Annotated in this window: 17 protein-coding genes; 11 read left to right on the plus strand and 6 right to left on the minus strand. The window is 41.1% G+C overall.

Translation table 11 applies throughout. The annotated features are described in order from the left end of the window. The 7 genes from EJN84_RS10775 to EJN84_RS10810 all read left to right on the plus strand — a co-directional run. A partial coding sequence (locus EJN84_RS10775; protein ID WP_165004286.1) for an integrase core domain-containing protein occupies positions 1 to 684 on the plus strand: 684 nt, incomplete at its 5' end. 280 nt (positions 685 to 964) lie between these two features. Further along, complete coding sequence (locus EJN84_RS10780) at positions 965 to 2482, plus strand: hypothetical protein (protein WP_129595428.1); 1518 nt, start codon at positions 965 to 967, stop codon at positions 2480 to 2482. A gap of 345 nt (positions 2483 to 2827) precedes the next feature. Beyond that, positions 2828 to 3037 (plus strand): helix-turn-helix domain-containing protein, encoded by a 210-nt coding sequence (locus EJN84_RS10790; RefSeq protein WP_129595430.1) that lies wholly within the window; start codon positions 2828 to 2830, stop codon positions 3035 to 3037. Then, the gene (locus EJN84_RS10795; RefSeq protein ID WP_129595431.1) at positions 3034 to 5046 is read left to right on the plus strand and encodes a site-specific DNA-methyltransferase; all 2013 of its coding nucleotides are present in this window, start codon (positions 3034 to 3036) and stop codon (positions 5044 to 5046) included. Before EJN84_RS10790 ends, EJN84_RS10795 begins: the two co-directional genes overlap by 4 nt. A 29-nt stretch (positions 5047 to 5075) precedes the next feature. Then, complete coding sequence (locus EJN84_RS10800; protein WP_129595432.1) at positions 5076 to 5438, plus strand: four helix bundle protein; 363 nt, start codon at positions 5076 to 5078, stop codon at positions 5436 to 5438. Between the two features lie 4 nt (positions 5439 to 5442). Continuing rightward, positions 5443 to 8316 (plus strand): type III restriction-modification system endonuclease, encoded by a 2874-nt coding sequence (locus tag EJN84_RS10805; RefSeq protein WP_129595433.1) that lies wholly within the window; start codon positions 5443 to 5445, stop codon positions 8314 to 8316. Between the two features lie 163 nt (positions 8317 to 8479). Beyond that, complete coding sequence (locus EJN84_RS10810; protein WP_394343094.1) at positions 8480 to 9199, plus strand: MBL fold metallo-hydrolase; 720 nt, start codon at positions 8480 to 8482, stop codon at positions 9197 to 9199. A gap of 39 nt (positions 9200 to 9238) precedes the next feature. Here EJN84_RS10810 and glmS read toward each other — a convergent pair whose 3' ends face one another. From glmS to EJN84_RS10835, 5 genes are all read right to left on the minus strand, one after another. Beyond that, entirely contained in the window at positions 9239 to 11083 is a 1845-nt protein-coding gene (glmS, locus tag EJN84_RS10815) for a glutamine--fructose-6-phosphate transaminase (isomerizing) (protein WP_129595434.1), read from the minus strand. Between the two features lie 14 nt (positions 11084 to 11097). After that, positions 11098 to 12723: a S41 family peptidase gene (locus EJN84_RS10820; RefSeq protein WP_129595435.1), complete on the minus strand. Its 1626-nt coding sequence runs from the start codon at positions 12721 to 12723 to the stop codon at positions 11098 to 11100. Positions 12724 to 12742: 19 nt separating this feature from the next. Beyond that, positions 12743 to 13258: a pantetheine-phosphate adenylyltransferase gene (gene coaD, locus EJN84_RS10825; protein ID WP_129595436.1), complete on the minus strand. Its 516-nt coding sequence runs from the start codon at positions 13256 to 13258 to the stop codon at positions 12743 to 12745. Between the two features lie 119 nt (positions 13259 to 13377). Next, a complete protein-coding gene (locus tag EJN84_RS10830; protein WP_238944007.1) occupies positions 13378 to 15246 on the minus strand; it encodes a DNA topoisomerase IV subunit B in 1869 nt (622 codons plus the stop codon). 78 nt (positions 15247 to 15324) lie between these two features. Further along, a complete protein-coding gene (locus EJN84_RS10835) occupies positions 15325 to 16455 on the minus strand; it encodes a hypothetical protein (RefSeq protein WP_129595437.1) in 1131 nt (376 codons plus the stop codon). Positions 16456 to 16741: 286 nt separating this feature from the next. Here EJN84_RS10835 and rfbA point away from each other — a divergent pair, with 286 nt between their 5' ends. Genes rfbA through rfbB form a run of 3 tightly spaced genes read left to right on the plus strand, consistent with a single transcriptional unit; the run spans position 16742 to position 19320 of the window. Continuing rightward, complete coding sequence (rfbA, locus tag EJN84_RS10840; protein WP_129595438.1) at positions 16742 to 17617, plus strand: glucose-1-phosphate thymidylyltransferase RfbA; 876 nt, start codon at positions 16742 to 16744, stop codon at positions 17615 to 17617. Positions 17618 to 17641: 24 nt separating this feature from the next. Then, positions 17642 to 18196 (plus strand): dTDP-4-dehydrorhamnose 3,5-epimerase, encoded by a 555-nt coding sequence (gene rfbC / locus EJN84_RS10845; protein WP_129595439.1) that lies wholly within the window; start codon positions 17642 to 17644, stop codon positions 18194 to 18196. A gap of 53 nt (positions 18197 to 18249) precedes the next feature. After that, positions 18250 to 19320 carry a dTDP-glucose 4,6-dehydratase gene (gene rfbB, locus EJN84_RS10850; protein WP_129595440.1) on the plus strand — a complete coding sequence of 357 codons (1071 nt, stop codon included), beginning with the start codon at positions 18250 to 18252 and terminating at the stop codon, positions 19318 to 19320. Between the two features lie 110 nt (positions 19321 to 19430). Here the strand turns inward: rfbB and EJN84_RS12295 are convergent, their stop codons facing one another. Continuing rightward, positions 19431 to 19649, minus strand: coding sequence for a hypothetical protein (locus tag EJN84_RS12295; RefSeq protein WP_165004289.1), 219 nt, complete (start codon positions 19647 to 19649; stop codon positions 19431 to 19433). 15 nt (positions 19650 to 19664) lie between these two features. On the opposite strand from EJN84_RS12295, the gene EJN84_RS10860 reads away from it, so the two are divergent. Further along, a complete protein-coding gene (locus EJN84_RS10860; protein ID WP_129595441.1) occupies positions 19665 to 19985 on the plus strand; it encodes a hypothetical protein in 321 nt (106 codons plus the stop codon). The last annotated feature ends 136 nt before the right edge of the window (positions 19986 to 20121 follow it).

Below are 20121 nucleotides of genomic sequence, written 5' to 3' on the forward strand. Positions count from 1 at the left end.
GGATCGGGTTGGCACTGGTTCTTTGGTGTAATAGATCACTTTAACGATGAGATTATCTCGTGGCATATCGCAAAGAAAGGTAATCGTTTTGCAGCCATGCAACCGGTCAGAGCAGCTGTACGTAAAACGTTTGGAACTATAGATAAGAATGTCTGTACGGGGATGAAGCTGCAGTTAAGAAGCGACCACGGGTCACAATATGACTCTGCTGATTTTATGAATGAAATGAAATACCTGGGACTGGAGATGTCCAAAGCTTTTGTACGGTCTCCACAGTGCAACGGGATAATAGAGCGGTTTCACCGCACCCTGGAAGAACAGGTGCTGCAGATAGAAACATTTTCTTCTTTCGAGGAGGATTATAACGGCATTGATCAATTCATTAAGAATTACAACTATGATTGGATATTGCATAGACTTGATTACTGTTCTCCTGTAGAGTACAGGGAAAAGTACGCTGAAAGCCTGCGAAAAGAAAAAGATAATATACCATCGGGCAATAAGGATCCGGAGGTTCAGCTTGTCCTCATTTCAAGTGGCTCAATGCCACGAAGAAATGAAAGAGCGGAACAGGAAATTATAAAAGGGGAAACTACAATTAGTAATAACCCCTTAGAAATCCTTCGGTATAATATATCACCATCGGATCAGCTTGTCCGATACAAAAGTAATAAAAAAGATTAAATACAATTAAAGTGCTCGGTTATTACGGGCTAATACAAAAAGTACAAAAAATTGCCATCACATAACATCGGCTTTGCAAAAGCGGGGGCAAAATTCCCTGGCGTTGAAGATTTTCGCACTTTAAGTCGCAAAAAAACATTTCGTTTTTTTTATTTTTTGTAAGTTTGAAAAACGAAAATGGTTTTTGCTCGAGTTCGTATTTATAGAAAGTTTTAAATTTCTTAGCCCCGCCTTCGCAAAGCCGTTAACCGTTGTGTGTAATGCTAAAACTAAACCGACAGTGAAAAACATTTACAAAACATTGCTATTTCTTCCATTCATTTTGTTAAGTGCTTTTTTGCATTGTATAACTAACAATCAGCAATTAGAAACTTACAACGCCTCTTTAATATCCATATCCTTAACAATTGCAACATTCTCGATTAGTTTTTCCTTTTTGCAATATCAATTTTCGCCTTATAAAGCACTCTTAAAAGCGACTTCAAAAAGACAATTAACATACTCATTCTTGACTATTTTGATTGCCTTAGCACCCTTACTTTCACTTTTTATTGGAAAGGAATATGTTCCGACAGTAAGCTTATACACAATCCCTATTTTAGCCTATATGCTAATATTTTTATTGATAATCTCTAATGAAGAATCAAATCCAAAATATTTTCTTGGTCGAATGTTGAAAAATAGTGCAATTTCTACTTTTATAAAACAATATGACAAAAGAGCGAAAGAGCATATAAGTCATTTGAAAAAATTAGAATTTTCAAAAGTTGATGAAACTCCGATGCACGATTTTGGAGAATCAAAGTATCAAACTATTTCTGTAAAAAATAATCCATTTGACTTTATTACTGAAGTCATTGAAATTAGTATCAAAAACACAGACACTAATATATTTGAGCAAATATTGGATAGTTTTTTAAATCTAATAAACACTACTGTAAATCATGAATTAACTGACAAATCAGACTTTAAATTTAAGATTCATAAACTTGTAAATAACTCATTTGAAAAAGTTGCGGTAATTATAAGTGAACAACCAAACAGTAAAAACCAACAAAATACATTTCTTGAAAAGGTCGGTATTTTCCTTAAGGAAAAAGCATTAAACAATGAACAAACGAAAGAAGTATACTTAAACATGATTGGCTCATTGACCAATTTTGCCAAGAAAATTTTAGAAAAAGACAACAGTGATGGAGCTTTATTTGTGGTGTCCCTCAATAGACAACTTGCACAAAAGGGAATTTATGAACCTCCAAAAGATGAAGAAAATAGATTTTTTGAACTTCATCTTCCAACTTTTCCTGCACAAATTAAAATAGTTGGTCAAAAAGCCGTTGAACTTAAAAACTCTGACTTTCTATATAGATGTTTAGAAGAGTTAGGTTATCTAGGTTGTTCTGCCATTAAAAGTAATCACTACCATGTAGGGATTGAATGTTTACAATCTTTAGTTCAACTTGGAAGAGAAGCAAGGGCAAATAATGTAAAATGCTTTTGGAGACATTGTATGCTTGAAACGGTTGACCATGCAGAAGAGCGGATTTGGTGGATGTTATCATGGGTAACACACTTAGACGAAAAATCACAAGAGCAATGGGTTGATACATTTCAAACCGCTTATTCAAGATTAAGAGGTTACAAACGAGAAGTACAAATAGCTAGTAAAGACGGGAAAAAAGTTTTTAGTTTTAAAGACACCGAAGAACCTCACAAAGAATCTTTTTCTAAAGAAAATTATTATAGAACGGTTGATTATTCTGACTTTAAAGAAATTAAAGAATTTAAATTGTATTGAGAAGCACTACACACAACAGGCGTTTGGCTCAATGGCGGGTGACGTGGTTAATTGAACAATCTACCTCGCATCAACTTTTGTGGTGTATTGACAGTTTTGTGCTCCGAAATCCGCCACTGCGCCAAGCGCCAAAACGTTATCGGTCAGTGTAAAAAGACTGCCAACTCACAAATGGCACATTTGGTTTTGCCCGACACACAAGCCAACCCTTCGCAAAACCAAAAGAGCCATTTTTTGCCAACGCACCGACAAGACTGTTGAAAATTTTCTGATTACTTTTTATCTTACAAAATGAGATACTAAAAATTATAAACCTATCTTTGCGACTTGACATCATTTGAACAAATGAACAGAATAAAAGAAGTGTTGGACGAAAAAGGCATTAAGCAAACTTGGCTTGCCGAGCAATTGGGAAAAAGCTACAATATGGTAAATGCTTATGTGCAAAACAGACAACAACCACGAATTGAAGTGCTTTTTGAAATCGCTGAAATTCTTGGCGTAAATGTAAAGGAACTATTGATTGACAACGACATTAAAAAGAACAAGAAATGAGCAAGGAACAAAAAATAACGAACAACATAAAAGTGCCAAATAAAGATTTGGAAACTTTGAAAATTCATTTTCCGCATTGCTTTGACAAAGACGGAAATTTTCAATTAGAAAAATTCAAAAATAATCTAACTGAAAAGGAAGTAAGTTTTTCTACCGAGAGTTACGGTTTAGACTGGTTAGGCAAAAGCTACGCAAGACTTTTGGCGAGCGACCCTGCCACCACTTTGCTAAAAGCAGACGAAACTCATAATAGCAAACCCGAAAACGCTAATTCTGAAAACTTGCTCATAAAAGGCGATAATTTGGAAGTGCTGAAACACCTTGCCAATGCCTATTACGAACAAGTAAAAATGATTTACATAGACCCGCCTTACAATACAGGCAATGATGGTTTTGTGTATAACGATGATAGAAAATACACCGTAAAAGAATTACAAAACTTGATTGGTGTAGATGCAGAAAAAGCCAAACGCATTTTAGATTTTACCCAAAGCGAAAGCAACAGCCACAGTGCTTGGCTTACCTTTATGTATCCGAGGCTTTACATTGCTAAACAACTATTGAAAGATGATGGAGTAATCTTTGTGTCTATTGACGACAACGAAGTGGCTCAACTTCGCCTGCTCATGGATGAGATTTTTGGGGAAGAAAATTTTGTGGCAATATACAAATGGAATAAAACATCCACACCACCTAGCCTATCTAAAAAAGTAAGACAAAAATATGAGTACGTTTTATGCTTTGAAAAAAAAGTGAATAATAAAATTTTTAATGGAGGAATAACAGATGGAGGTGATATGCCATTGTTAAATGATGGAAATAATATTGGTGTTCTTAAATTCCCCAAGGAAAAAGTTTATTTTAAAATTGAAGGTTATTACAAAAAAGGAATTTATGATAGAGTTGAACTTATTGATGATTTACAAATAAAGAATGGTAAAGCTAATGTTGATTTCAGATTAAAAGGCCCTTTTAAATGGACTCAAAATAATTTAAATGAAGAAATTGAAGACGGAACAGTATTTCATATCAAGTCAGATAAATTTGCGATACGTTATGAAAAAGACGGAGAACGTGTGAAAGTTCCTGCTGATATAATCTCTAAAACTGAATGTAATGTTGGAACAAATGAAGATGCAAACAAAGAGTTAAATGATCTATTCAAAACAGAAGGATTATTTAGCTACCCTAAAACAACTTCGCTAATTAAATATTTATGTAAATTTTGCACAGAAAATAATGACCTCATCCTCGACTTTTTCGCTGGCTCTGGCACCACAGGCGATGCCGTAATGCAACTGAATGCCGACCCTTCGGCAGGCTCAGGGTACGGCAACAGAAAATTTATTTTGGTGCAATTGCCCGAACCCATTGACCCCAAGAAAAACAAAACAGCTTACGATTTTGTAAAAAATGAACTGAAAGCCGAACCCACCATTTTTGAGATAACCAAAGAAAGATTGTTGCGTGCTGCCAAAAAAATCAATGCGGGTTTGGATGAAAAAATAGAAAAACTCAAAAAAGAACTCCCGACCGAAGAAAACAAAGCAGAAATTGAAAAATTGGAGCGACTTAAAAATCAAAACACCTTCAAAATTTTTGAAACAACTCCAATTTGGGAAGATTACAATTTTGAAGCAGAACAGTTTGACAGTTCGCAAACGCTGTTTGATGCCGGCAAATTAACCGAAGACGACATCAAAGCCTTACTCACTACTTGGAAAACCTATGACGGCATTGCCTTAACGCAAGAGTTGGAAATTGTTGATTTAAGCGGTTACACCGCTTATTACGGCAATGGCAGATTGTATCTTATGCACAAGGGCTTTACAACTGACAGTCTGAAAGCATTATTGGAAAAGATTGACTCAGACAAACATTTTGAACCTAAAAGCATCATTGCCTTTGGCTATCACTTTGAAAGTAAGAGTTTACGAGAGATTTCAGAAAACGTAAAAACTTACAACAACAAGAAAAAAAGCGACATTGACTTTATAACACGTTACTAGTTTCTAATTTTTAGTCTTTGGTTTTTAGTATGAAAGAAAGTATTGTAAAAAATAAGAGTTTTGAGTTCGCTTTGCGAATTATAAAACTATATAAAATTCTTCAAGAACAAAAGGAATTTGTTTTGTCTAAACAGCTTTTGCGAAGCGGAACAAGTATTGGGGCAAATATCAATGAAGCATTGGCAGGTGTAAGTAAAGCAGATTTTGCCAACAAAATGGCAATCTCAAGCAAAGAAGCAAGAGAAACTTTATATTGGCTGGAACTTTTGGAAAAAAGCCAAATGGTAACTTTTGATTTTAAACCCTTTATTCAAGATTGTCAAGAGTTAGTGAAATTGCTAACGAGCATTGTAAAAACAACTCAAAATTCAACACTAAAAACTAAGGACTAAAACAATGAAGGGATTTAATTTTGAGAAAAACCTAAACCATCAATCACACGCAGTAGATAGCACTATTGCGGTGTTTGAGAATATTAGTCTTGTTCAGCCCACAGAAGCGGATAAGAACTACATCAACCCTGCATTTGATTTTACGACTGAAAGAACTTATCCCGAAAATATTAGAGCTATTCAAGAAAGTAACGGTATTGATGAAAAAATAAAGCGTAACAGTAACATCATTGATATAATGATGGAAACTGGAACTGGTAAAACTTATACCTACACTAAAACAATTTTTGAACTCAATAAAAACTACGGCATTTTCAAATTCATAGTCGTTGTTCCAACTTTATCCATCAAAGCAGGAACGATTGACTTTTTGAAATCAGACAGCAGCCGTGAGCATTTTAAAGAACAATATGGCAAAACACTTCATTTGCATATTGTAGAAAGTCAGAAAAACAGTAAGAGTAAAAAATCATTCATACCACCGGCTGTAACCAGTTTTGTAAATGCCGGAACTTTTGAGAAAAACAGTATTCAGGTTATGATTATCAATGCAGGTATGATTAACTCTGAAACAATGCAAAAAAGCTTTGACAAAGGTTTGTTTGACAAATACACTGTTCCGTTTGATGCCATTGGAGCAACGAAACCTTTTATGATTATTGACGAGCCACACAAATTCGGGCAAGGCAATAAGACTTGGGAGAACATTCAGAAAATGAAGCCCCAATTTATTTTACGTTATGGTGCGACTTTTCAAGGATATGAAAACTTGATTTACACTTTGACAGCCGTTGATTCGTTCAACAGAAACTTAGTGAAAGGTGTAATCGGACACATAACAGAATTTGAAAGCGGAAAAAATGCAATTGTAAAATTCATTGATTCTGATGGAACTGAAGCTACTTTTGAATTGATTGAAAATGAAAAACGAAAAACGGTAACAGTTACCAAAAAAGAAAGCCTAAAAAAGATTCATCCCGAAATGTCCGATTTGGGAATTCAAAACTTGAACAAAAGCACGGTTGTTTTAACCAACGGTTTAGAAATGAAAAAGGGTGATAAAATAAACCCTTATTCTTATGCCGAAAAGTTGCAGGAAACAATGATTCAAAAAGCAATAAAACACCATTTTGAAATTGAAAAACAACTATTGACAAGAGAAGTAAAGATTAAACCATTAACACTTTTCTTCATTGACAATATAGACGAATACCGAAATAAAGAAGGATATATCCGCAAAACTGTTGAGCAATACATCAAAGCAGAAATTGAAGAATTGCTTAAAACAGAAAAGGATGCTTTTTACAAAGCCTACCTTGAAAAAACATTGCTTGACCTTTCGGCAACACACGCAGGATATTTTTCAAAAGACAATACCGAAAAAGACGAAGCCATTGAAAAAGAGATAAACGAAATTTTGCACGACAAACAAGCAATGCTTGACTTAGAAAATCCAAGACGATTTATTTTTTCAAAATGGACTTTGCGTGAAGGTTGGGACAATCCAAACGTATTTCAGATTTGCAAACTCCGAAGCAGTGGCAGTGAAATTTCAAAACTTCAAGAAGTTGGTCGTGGTTTGCGTTTACCAGTGAATGAATATGGCAATCGTGTAAAAGACGAACAGTTTTATTTGAACTATTTTGTTGACTTTACCGAAAGCGACTTTGTAGATAAACTGGTTAGTGAAATCAATCAGAAATCGGGAGCTATTTCTCTCGATGCAGTGCCCGACAAACTATCCGAATTGATGATTAGAAGGATATGTGAAGTGTATCGCACAAATGAAGACGACTTGTTGGAACTGCTCGACAAAAATAACGTCATTACTCGAAGCAATAATTTTAAACCCGGCGGATTCGATTACATAAAACAAAATTACGCACTCATCTTCAATGGCGTCAATTCCAATAAAATTCGCAAAGCTATTGACTTGCAGAAAAAAATTACCGTCAGAACGGAAAAATACGGCGAACTGAAAGAGCTTTGGGAAAAGCTAAACGAAAAGGTGGTGTTGGAATATAAATTTGAGAATGAAACAAATTTCAAAGAGCTCTTTACCAACTATTTGCTGACGGAAAACAACAAGTTTGAGGACGGTGGATTGATAGAGATGACGAAGAAAATAGAAGTAGCTGACGGTAAAGCCATTTTGAAGGATTCCGTTCCAACATACAGAAGCAATCGGGAGAAAATTAAGACCATGAAATACAGTGACTTTTTGAAAGAACTTTCGAAAGTATTGGATATACAAATCAAAACCATTCACCGGTCGATTATCGATTCGGGAACGGATATCAACTCTTTTCTGAACATGAAAACCATCCGAACCATCAAACAGAATTTTGAATATTATTTGATGGCTAATGCGTTCAACAAATTCAGTATCGAGTATCAAAATGTTTCCGGGTCTATCCATCCAACTAAACTGACCAGTGACGAGGGACTTCCTCTTAAGGAAATTACGGCGTCGGAAGTGGGATTGTTATATTCCGAAGAGGACGTAGCGCAAAATTACTATTTCGACGAATTGTATTATGATTCCGATTTGGAAAAATCGAACATACAGTCGAATATCGATCAGGTAATCGTTTTTACAAAAATTCCTAAAAATTCCATCAAAATACCTGTGGCCGGAGGCAAAAGCTATTCGCCTGACTTTGCCTACGTCCTCAAGTTTAAAGACGGCGGGCAAAAACTGCATTTTATTGTAGAAACTAAAAATGTGGGAAGCATGGATGAATTACGACAGGAAGAGAAAGTGAAAATCAAACATGCCGAAAGGTTTTTCGACGGGAAATTAAGCATCGAGTTTCGGACACAATTTAGTGGAAAACAGATGAAAGATCTGATTAGTGAAATTCTGGGTCAGCATTAAATCAACATTTTTTTTAGTTTCGGGAAAAGCATTTTTGTACTCTTTTCAGCTATATTCTCTCACAAACAAACCTACTTGATTGATTGTTATATGGGGAACTGAAGATATTTCAAACAAATCAAAAAAAATTGGAGATGTGAAACGAAATGTTCAATTATCAGTAATGTTGATGATGACTTTGATGCTATTTCCCTCATTGAATGCGAAAAATGAGGCTTATGTAAGCGATACTTTCAAAACAAAACACAATCGCGAAGTAAAAATTACGTTTATTAAACACGGTAGCCTGCAAATTGCTTATGACAATTTCTTGATTCAGGTTGATCCGGTATCCATGTTTGCCGATTATTCGACTTTTCCCAAAGCCGATGTTATTTTGATCACACACGAGCATGAGGATCATCTCGATCCGAAAGCAATTGAAGCTTTGACCAAAGAAAACACTGTGCCGGTAATGAACGAATCGAGTGCTAAAAAATCGGGTAATACAAAAGCCAAAATAATGAAGAATGGCGACAAAATGGAGTTACCGAATCAAATAACCATCGAAGCCGTGCCGGCATACAACATTACACCGGGACGTGAACAATTCCACCCCCGTTCACGCGACAACGGATACGTCCTCTCCATTGACGGATTGAGGATTTATATCGCAGGCGATACGGAAGATATTCCTGAAATGAAAAATCTGAAAAATATCGATATCGCCTTCTTGCCCGTTAATCAGCCCTACACGATGACAGTTGCACAAGCGGTGAATGCGGCTAAAATGTTTTCTCCAAAGGTTTTGTATCCTTACCATTTTGGAAATACGGACGTAAAACCATTAGGAGGACTTTTGAAAAACAGTGGCATAGAAGTGCGACTGCGAGAAATGCAGTAAGGATTATTTTTGCCGCATGAGAAAAAATCATCTACACCCCTATTCCACCGTAACCGATTTGGCAAGATTGCGAGGCTGATCAACGTCGCATCCTTTGATAACGGCAATGTGATAGGCGAGCAGTTGCAACGGGATGGAAGTGAGAATCGGATAAAGACATTCGTCCGTTTCGGGGATGGTGATCACATGATCGGCCATTTCGCGAACCGTCCGATCGTTTTCAGACACCACGGCTATAATTTTCCCTTTTCGCGCTTTTACCTCCTGAATATTGCTCACTACCTTGTCATAAACTACTCCACCCATAGGAGCGATTACCACAACCGGCATTTCTTGACTGATCAGCGCTATGGGACCATGCTTCATTTCTGCGGCTGGATATCCTTCGGCATGTATATATGAGATTTCTTTCAACTTCAACGCACCTTCAAGTGCTACCGGATAATTGAAACCTCGCCCAAGGTAGATGAAATGTTGCGCATAGGTAAATATCTTCGAAAGTTCAGCTATCAAATTGTCTTGTTTCAAAATGGAAATGATTTTCTCAGGTATGCGCGACATTTCTTTCAAAATGGAGAGATACATCTCTTCCGATATGGTTCCCTTTTCCTTTCCCAACACCAAAGCAATCATGGTCAACACAGTTACTTGAGCGGTAAAGGCTTTAGTAGATGCCACTCCGATTTCGGGCCCGACGTGTGTATAACAGCCGGCATGCGTAGTACGTGCGATGGACGAACCCACCACATTACATATTCCGAACAAAAAAGCGCCTTTCGATTTGGCTAATTGGGCCGCGGCAAGAGTATCGGCCGTCTCTCCCGATTGCGAAATAACCATCACCACATCGTCCCTGTCGATGACCGGATTTCGGTATCTGAATTCTGATGAATACTCTACTTCAACCGGAATACGTGTAAATTCTTCGATGACGTATTTACCTATCAATCCGGCATGCCACGAAGTACCACAGGCCGAAATAATGATGCGTTTCGCATTCAGAAATTTATCTTTGTGATCGATGATGCCGGCAATGGAAATATTGTTCTCCGATATGTTGACACGACCGCGCATACAGTCGGTAAGTGTTCGAGGCTGTTCGAAAATTTCTTTCAGCATGAAATGCGGATATCCACTCTTTTCGAGCTGACTGATGGTCATTTCGAGTTGTTTGATTTGCGGTGTTTTCTCCACGTTCGAAATCGTTTTGACGTGAAGTCCGTTAATAAGATCGAGAGAAGCGATTTCTTCCTCATCCAGGTAAATCACTTTGTTTGTATATTCTACTATGGGTGTTGCATCGGAAGCAAGGAAATACTCGTCATCGCCAATCCCGATGATGAGCGGACTACCTTTGCGGGCAGCCACGATAACATCGGGATTATCCAAATCGATAACGGCAATCGCATAGGCCCCCACCACTTCGTTCAGAGCCAATTGCACGGCGGTGGCCAAATCAACGGCATGTTCGTTTTTAACGTATTCTATCAGTTGAACAAGTACCTCGGTGTCGGTTTGGCTTTGAAAAGTGAAACCGTGCATCAGAAGGCCCTCTTTGAGTTCAGAATAGTTTTCGATGATGCCGTTGTGGATCAGAGCAATTCGCTCCGATTGAGAGTAATGCGGATGAGCATTCACCTGATTGGGCTCGCCATGCGTAGCCCATCGTGTGTGAGCGATACCCATTGTCCCGCCGATATCTTTTCCTTGAGCAAAAGCTTCCAAATCCGAAACCTTTCCCTTTGTTTTGTAAACGTTGAGGTTATTGTCCGAAAGCAAAGCAATTCCGGCACTGTCGTAGCCTCTGTATTCCAAGCGCTTCAATCCTTTGATCAAAACATCGTATGCTTGCCGTTTACCGATATAACCAACAATTCCACACATTTTTTTCGTCGTATTTATGAGTTTGGGCTCGAGAACTTATTTGCGAGCCCTTTCAACAGGTTATTGTATCGTTCCTCGTCGTTGATAATGCGAAAAGCTTCTTTGAATATTTCGTTTTCGTCGTTCATAATTCTGAAATATGCAGACGAGTTGTACAAATCACGTGCGATAAGAGCTTTCAATTGAGTAAAAAGAAGACTTTGCGAGCGTTCGAACTGCTCATCATCCCATTTAATGCTATCTGCATCAGCCATTTGTTTGAGATTGTCAATGATTTGGGGAGATATCCCATATCCTTTTTTGAATGTTTCCGCATCGGGATAAGTGGCGAGTAACGTCTTGCGATTACGATCGACTTCGGATATCGAAATCCGATTGACAATACCTTTTGCAATGAGATCACGGTGCAGATTGGTGAGCGTGGTGGTATCAATAGGAACAAAATAATCGGGCATTATGCCTCCTCCACCATAAACAGTACGCTTGTTGACCAATGTCTTATATTTCAACGAATCGGGGAAATGGATACTATCGGCATGAATGAGCTCTCCGCGATTATAACGGTTAAGTACGTCCATGTTATAGGACTCGAGATCTCCGTTCTCGTAAGGTTTTTGAATGCTGCGTCCGGTAGGGGTATAATAACGCGCAACGGTCAGACGTATCATGGTGCCGTCGGGAAGCGGCAACTGCCGTTGCACGAGTCCCTTTCCGAATGTACGTCGTCCCACAATCACCCCTCTGTCCCAATCCTGCACTGCTCCCGAAAGAATTTCGCTGGCCGAAGCCGATCCTTCGTCAACAAGCACTACCAAATTGCCTTTCTTGAAATTGCCTTTGTCGGTGGAATTGATACTATACCGGGGTTGATTTTTACCTTCGGTATAAACGATAAGTTTGCCCTCTTCGAGGAACTCGTCGGTGATATCGGTAGCAGTTTGCAAAATACCCCCCCCATTGCCTGTCAGATCAAGAATCAGATTTTTCATTCCGGCTGTAAGTAGTGCGTTTTCGGCCTTTCGAAACTCATCGGTAGATGTAGCGGCAAAGCGACTCAAACGGATGTAGCCGGTATGATCGTCAACCATATACGAAGCGTCTATGCTGTAAATGGGAATTTTGTCGCGAACGATGCGGAACTCGAGCAATTGAGGAGTATTTCTGCGCAAGACCTTTACCTTCACTTCTGTTCCTTTCGGGCCTCTCAGCTTGCGAATAACGTCATTCGTATTCATTTTGACACCGGCAATCAGCGTATCGTTCACATACAGAATTTTATCTCCCGGCAAAATGCCTACCTCCTGCGATGGTCCTCCCGAAATAACTTCCATCACATAGAGTGTGTCCGTGAGCATATTGAACGAGATACCGATTCCTTCGAAATCGCCTTGTAAAGGTTCGTTCATTGCCTTCACTTCTTCTTTATCAAGATAGGAAGAATGTGGATCGAGGTCGCTGAGCATTGCTCTAATAGCTGTTTCCGTCAATTTTTCGGAATCCACATCGTCCACATATAGATTTTTGATGAGCTGTAAGGTTCGTTCGAGTTTGAGACCATCCAAACTGGGGCGCAATTGTCCGAATCCTTCGGTCGAAATCAAAAAGAGGGTGAAAAGAAAAGCGATTATTTTTTTGTTCATAAATCTGATTTTAGCCTGTTTACATTTTGATCTTCATTCCTTTGGGTACAAAATCGGAAACATCGTGCCCATATCGAAGCAATTCTCTCACTTGAGTCGAACTTACGTGTGTGAGCGCGGGTTCGGTGAACAGAACAAAGGTTTCGATTCCCGAGAGTGCACGATTCATGTCGGCGATCGTTTTTTCGTATTCGAAATCGTTTACGGATCGAATTCCCCGTAAAATGTATTTTGCGCCGGTTTTTTTTGCAAAATCGATGGTGAGAGAATCATAATAACCTACTTTGACGCGGGGCTCGTTTTCATAGAGGTTGCCGATCATGTGCAATCGTTGTTCGAGCGAAAAGTAGGTTTTTTTCGATTCGTTGACACCAATTGCAATTACGATTTCATCCACCAGTCCCAATGCTCTCTGCACGAGCGATTCGTGACCGATGGTGAATGGATCGAATGTGCCCGGGAAAAGGGCGATGCGCTTGTCGGCATTATCGGAAACATTCCCGGTATAAAATGAAGCTTGATGGGAATCGTCCATTTTTCAAATTTTAATGAGTTGGATAACCGAGATATAAAATGTTTATTCGGGAGCAACGCGCCAAAAATTCGATTAAAGTCAAGCAGAAATGCTCGCGTATTTTGTATCGTGATGAAAACCTATGCCACTTCATCCCCATCGATCACCAGATTTTCGATGATGAAATTCTGGCGCTCAGGCGTATTTTTGCCCATATAAAACTCCAACAGCTCTTTCAACAAGTCTTCCTTACGCATGGTAACTCTGTCAAGTCGCATGTCGGGGCCGATGAAATGACGAAATTCGTCAGGCGATATTTCGCCCAAACCTTTGAATCGTGTTATCTCGGGATTCGGCCCTAATTCGTCGATGGCAGCGAGGCGTTCTTCGTCGGTGTAGCAATAAATTGTTTTTTTCTTGTTACGCACCCTGAATAACGGCGTTTGCAGGATATATACGTGATTTTTCTTGATCAAATCAGGAAAGAATTGCAGGAAAAACGTGAGTAACAGCAGTCGTATATGCATACCATCGGTATCGGCATCGGTGGCGATGATCACCTTATTATAGCGAAGCCCTTCCATGCCGTCTTCGATATTGAGGGCTGCCTGCAGCAAATTGAATTCCTCATTTTCGTAAACGATTTTTTTTGTAAGTCCGAAGCAGTTAAGCGGTTTCCCGCGCAGACTGAAAACGGCCTGTAGATTCGGATCGCGACTTTTGGTGATAGAACCGCTCGCCGAATCACCCTCGGTGATAAAGATAGATGTTTCGTCGAGCTGATCGCCTTTGGCATCATTATAATGAATGCGGCAGTCGCGCAATTTTTTGTTGTGCAGACTTGCTTTTTTTGCTCTTTCACGCGCGAGTTTGGTTACGCCTGCAATGGCTTTACGTTCTTTTTCCGAATCAAGAATTTTTTTCTGAAGAATATCGGCTGTTTCGGGATTTTTGTGCAAATAATTGTCGAGCTCTTTTTTCAGAAAGTCGCCGATATATTTGTTAACGGAAACGCCATTGGGTGACATGTCTCTCGATCCGAGCTTCGTTTTGGTTTGCGATTCAAAAACCGGTTCCTCCACTTTGATGCTGATTGCAGCCACAATGCCGTTACGAATATCGGAATATTCGAAATTGCGATTGAAAAATTCCTTGATGGTGCGTGCCGAAGCCTCGCGAAAAGCCGAAAGATGCGTTCCGCCCTGCGAAGTGTGCTGCCCGTTGACAAACGAGTAATATTCTTCTCCGTACTGATTGGTGTGGGTGATGGCTACTTCAATGTCTTCACCATAAAGATGAATGATGGGATAGAGATTTTCGGACGTCAGATTTTCGTTGAGCAGATCTTCAAGTCCGTTTTTCGACGTATATTTCTTTCCGTTGAAAACAATCGTTAAGCCGGTATTCAGAAATACATAGTTTTTGAGTAACGGTTCAATAAACTGTTCCCGATAAACATATCCGTCGAATATTTCCGGATCGGGCGTAAACGACACAAGCGTACCGTTGCTTTCGCCCGTCGCATCGGAAGTTTCTTCACGAACCACGATTCCGCGTTGGTATTCCACACAACTCGATTTGCCATCGCGGTAACTTTCAATAAAAAAACGCGACGAAAGCGCGTTAACGGCTTTGATGCCGACACCGTTGAGCCCCACCGATTTCTTGAAAGCCTTTGAGTCGTACTTGGCGCCTGTATTCATTTTGGAAGAAACATCCTTCACTTTGCCGAGTGGTACACCACGACCGTAATCGCGGACACTGACATTTGACCCTTCGATTTTCACTTCGATGGTTTTTCCGAAACCCATCATAAACTCGTCGATGGAATTATCGAGCACCTCCTTGAGCAGTACGTAAATACCGTCGTCATACGACGAACCGTCGCCCAACTTTCCGATGTACATGCCCGGGCGGCGACGGATATGCTCCTGCCATTCAAGCGTAACGATGTTTTCTTCCTGATAATTCCCGTTAGTTGAAAGCAAATTTTTATCTAATTCTGCCACTTCTTTATCCACCGTCCTTTCTAAAATCTTCCTGAAAAATTAAAACAATCAACCTGAATATCTTCGATCGTGTTGCAATCAAAGACTCTTGATGTATGCCCTTCTTGTTTTGTGATGCTTGGCATTGAAATCTTCCCACATCGAGCGCACTTTCCCATTGGTTTCCAATTCGGGATTGCTCTCTGCATACTCGAATCCGAGGTCGATGGCCTCCGGAATAAATTGGCTAAAGATGAGGGCATTCACTCCTTTGCCCTGATACTCCGGATCGACGCCGATCAACAACAAATCGAGCACCTTATTGTTTTTTCCTTTCAAGGCATTGTAAAGGTGATACCAACCGGTAGGCAGAAACTTTCCTTCGGCTTTCTGCAATGCCTTTGCCAAACTGGGTAAGCCTATGCCGACGCCCACGATTTTGTTGTCCTCCTCACGCAGCACAAGCGAAAGAAAATTGAGTCGCAGCATGGGGATATACATATTCACGTAGTAATCAATCTGGCGATCGGTGAGAGGCACATATCCGTAAATGTTTTGATATGCACGATTGATCAACGTGAAAATATCTTTTGCATAAGGCCACACATCTTTTTTGTTGTCAAACTTTTTCACCGTAAGGCGAAATCTTTTTCTCACGGCTTCTCCCACACGCATAAACCGTTCGGGAATTTCCTTCGGCACCGGTATCAGGTATTCGTACCAATCCTGATCTTTGACATAGCCCAAGCGTTCGATCTGATCCTTGTAATAGGGATAGCTGTAACGCGTGGACATGGTTCCGATCCGGTCGAAACCCTCTATAAGCAATCCTTCCGGATCGAGATCGGTGAAGCCCATCGGGCCATGTATCTTTTTCATTCCTTTAAAACGCGCCCAACTTTCGGCCGCGCCGAAAAGTGCATCAACCACCTCGTTGTCGTCGATGAAATCCACAAATCCGAACCGTGCATTTTGCTCATTCCATACTTCGTTAGCTTTGTAATTGACGAAAACAGCAATGCGACCCACCGGCTTTTCATCGCGAAATGCCATGAAATAGGTAGCTTCGCAATGATCGAATGCGGGATTTTTTTCTTTGTTCAACGTTGCCAACTCGTCATAAATCAAGGGCGGGACATAATATTCGTTGCCCTTATATAAATCAATACCGAAATGCACAAACTGTTTGAGCATCTCCTTACCGTCAACTTTTTTTATTTCTACCGACATTTGGCCAATATCTATTGGGGGTTAATTCAATGTTTTGTAAGTTTTTTGTCACTCATGTTACTTACAAATAACATCATCGCGCAAAGATAATGATTTTTTTCTTTTTTAGGTTGACAGAATTATTTTATAGCAATTCGAAAAATAAAGACGATAAGAAAGTCCCCCCCTCAACTGTCATTTTCGGATCGACCTGCCGCCAACTCCCAATTAAATAGCCCAACCTTGACGCCGATTGAAAATTATCATGTAACTTTGCTTGATAAAACCGACAAAAAAAGAAAACATCATGAAAGGAATTGTATTGGCAGGCGGCAGCGGAACACGCCTTTACCCTATTACCAAAGGGGTTTCGAAGCAAATGCTGCCAATCTACGACAAACCAATGGTGTATTATCCCATTTCAACCCTGATGCTGGCCGGCATTCGCGACATCCTCATCATTTCCACGCCGCAGGATTTACCCGGATTCCGGCGATTGCTGGGCGACGGTTCCGATTACGGCCTTCGCTTCGAATATGCCGAACAACCCCGTCCCGAAGGTTTGGCACAAGCCTTTATCATCGGCGAGGAGTTTATCGGCGACGATAGCGTCTGCATGGTGCTGGGCGACAATATCTTTCATGGCCAAAGTTTCACGGCAATGCTCAGGTCGGCTGTCGATAACGTCGAAAGGCTACAAACTGCTACCGTGTTCGGCTACTACGTCAACGATCCCGAACGCTACGGCGTGGCCGAATTCGATGCCGAAGGCAATGTGCTGAGCATCGAAGAAAAGCCCGAACATCCCAAATCGAACTATGCGGTGGTGGGACTTTATTTTTATCCCAACAGCGTGGTGGAGATTGCAAAACACATCAAGCCGTCGGCTCGGGGCGAACTCGAAATCACGACTGTCAATCAGGAATATCTCAATCGGGGCGCTTTGAAAGTGGAATTGTTCGGTCGAGGATTTGCCTGGCTCGACACGGGGACGCACGATTCGCTCTCGGAAGCATCCACATTCGTGGAAGTGCTCGAAAAACGGCAAGGACTCAAAATTGCCTGTCTCGAAGAGATTGCTTGGCAAAACGGATGGATTTCCAACGAACAATTGCTCCACCTGGCCGAGACGATGAAAAAAAATCAATATGGGCAGTATCTGATCAGGCTGGTCAAGAAATAATCTTCCGAAAGCATCATTTTGTTTATGAAAAAAATCGAAACGACAATACCCGGAGTATTTATCGTCGAACCAAAAGTTTTTGGCGACCCGCGCGGCTATTTTTTCGAATCGTATTCCGAAGAGTGGTTTCGCCAAAACATCGCCGACACACACTTTGTGCAGGACAACGAATCACGATCGGGCTACGGCGTGCTGCGCGGACTGCATTTTCAGAAACCTCCTTTTGCTCAGGCAAAACTCGTGCGGGTGGTTCTTGGGCGGGTGCTCGACGTGGCCGTCGATATCAGACCCCACTCTCCCACTTTCGGGCAATATGTGGCGGTTGAACTCTCGGAAGAGAACAAACTGCAGTTTTTCCTCCCGCGCGGCTTTGCTCACGGATTTGTAGTGCTGAGCGACGAAGCCGTATTTCAATACAAATGCGACAACTATTACGCGCCACAGGCCGAAGGAGGCATCTTGTGGAACGATCCAACGTTGAATATCGATTGGCAAATTCCGCCCGAATCCATCCTTTTATCCGAGAAAGACAAAAAGCATCCCACTTTCAGTGAGTTTGCACAATCGTTGTCAATATAGTTTTTTATCCGAATCCGAATTCATCCAATCATCACATTATAATATATTATGTTATGGCACAATCATTCTCTCGAAATATCCTCGTTACGGGCGGCGCCGGATTCATCGGATCGCACGTGGTTCGGCTGTTTGTGAACAAATATCCCGACTATCGCATCATCAATCTCGACAAACTCACTTATGCCGGCAATCTGGCCAACCTGAAAGACATCAAAGACCGTCCCAATTACGTTTTCGTGAAAGGCGACATCTGCGAACTCGACGATATGCTCTCGCTCTTCGAGCAATATGCCATCGACGGCGTCATTCACCTCGCGGCCGAAAGCCATGTCGATCGGAGCATCAAAGATCCCTTCACCTTTGCCCGCACCAACGTGATGGGTACCCTGTCGCTGCTGCAGGCAGCCAAAATGACATGGGAAGGCGATTATGCCGGAAAGCGATTTTATCATATCTCCACCGACGAAGTGTATGGCGCTTTGGATTTCGACGAAACACTGTTCACCGAAGACACCCGCTACAATCCTCACAGCCCTTACTCGGCTTCGAAGGCAAGCAGCGACCATTTCGTACGCGCCTATCACGATACCTACGGACTGCCTGTGGTTATTTCGAACTGCTCCAACAACTACGGGCCCTACCAGTTTCCCGAAAAACTCATACCGCTTTTTATCCACAACATTCGTCACAACAAACCGCTGCCCGTGTATGGCAAGGGCGAAAACGTGCGCGACTGGCTTTTCGTGGAAGATCATGCACGCGCCATCGATGTTATTTTTCATCACGGCCGGGATGGCGAGACCTACAACATCGGCGGCTTCAACGAATGGAAAAATATCGACCTGATCCGTGTAATCGTCCGTACGGTGGACAGGTTGCTCAATCGCCCCGAGGGCGCGTCCGATCACCTCATCACCTTCGTTACCGACCGCGCGGGGCACGACCTACGCTACGCCATCGATTCGTCGAAACTGAAAAACGAACTCGGATGGGAGCCTTCGCTACAATTTGAAGAAGGCATCGAAAAAACCGTTCGTTGGTATCTCGACAATCAGGAATGGATGGACAACGTTACCAGCGGCGATTATCAGCGCTACTACGACGAAATGTATGCCAACCGGTAAGGGGAGCCCCATCGAGTGCTTTCATCCGATCTCTCACCTCGAGGAAAAGACCCTACAGGTGTAGGAAACAATTTTCGACGTGTAGGGACTCATCCTACAGATGTAGGAGATCATTTTCCACATGTAGGGAAGTTTCCTACAAGTGTAGGAAACAATTTTCGAAGTGTAGGAAGAGTTCCTACAGGTATAGGAAACAATTTTGCATCTGTAGGAAGGTTTCCTACAGGTGCATCAAATGTTTCGCGAGACAGAAAAACTTTGTATTCGAGTGCAGATAAAAGGACAGCATCGAAAATCACGTTTTCGTTGTCCTCAATTATTTTATTCACTAAAATTTATAATCTATGTCAAAATCAAAATTGAGTTTTGCCGAGATGATTTCTCAGGCACAAGTGATGGTAACGGCATTGAATGCCAACGCAGAAAAAATATCGAAACGCGGCATCGATTCCGCTTTCGTAACCGAAATGGAAAGCATTCGCACCGAAGCGAAAAAACTTAACGACGAGCAGGAAAAACTGAAAGCCGACCTGAAGTCGAAAACCGATGCGTTGAACGCCAAGATGGAAGAGCTGACCCAAAAATACAGTGAAGCCAAAAAAGTGGTAAAACTCGAATTTCCGCAAACGCAGTGGATGGAATTCGGGATTTCGGACAAGCGTTGAATAACAGAATATTGACCATTCGACGGCGAATCGCAATGGAGAGGAGACGATGCCCCGCGCATTGTCTCCTCGTTTTGTTCGAGGCTTTGGCCGCTGCTCGTGAGAGTGCGCTAAATTGACGAAAAACACATCGGCA

The sequence above is a fragment of the Seramator thermalis genome (assembly GCF_004138125.1).
Taxonomy (GTDB): domain Bacteria; phylum Bacteroidota; class Bacteroidia; order Bacteroidales; family Dysgonomonadaceae; genus Seramator; species Seramator thermalis.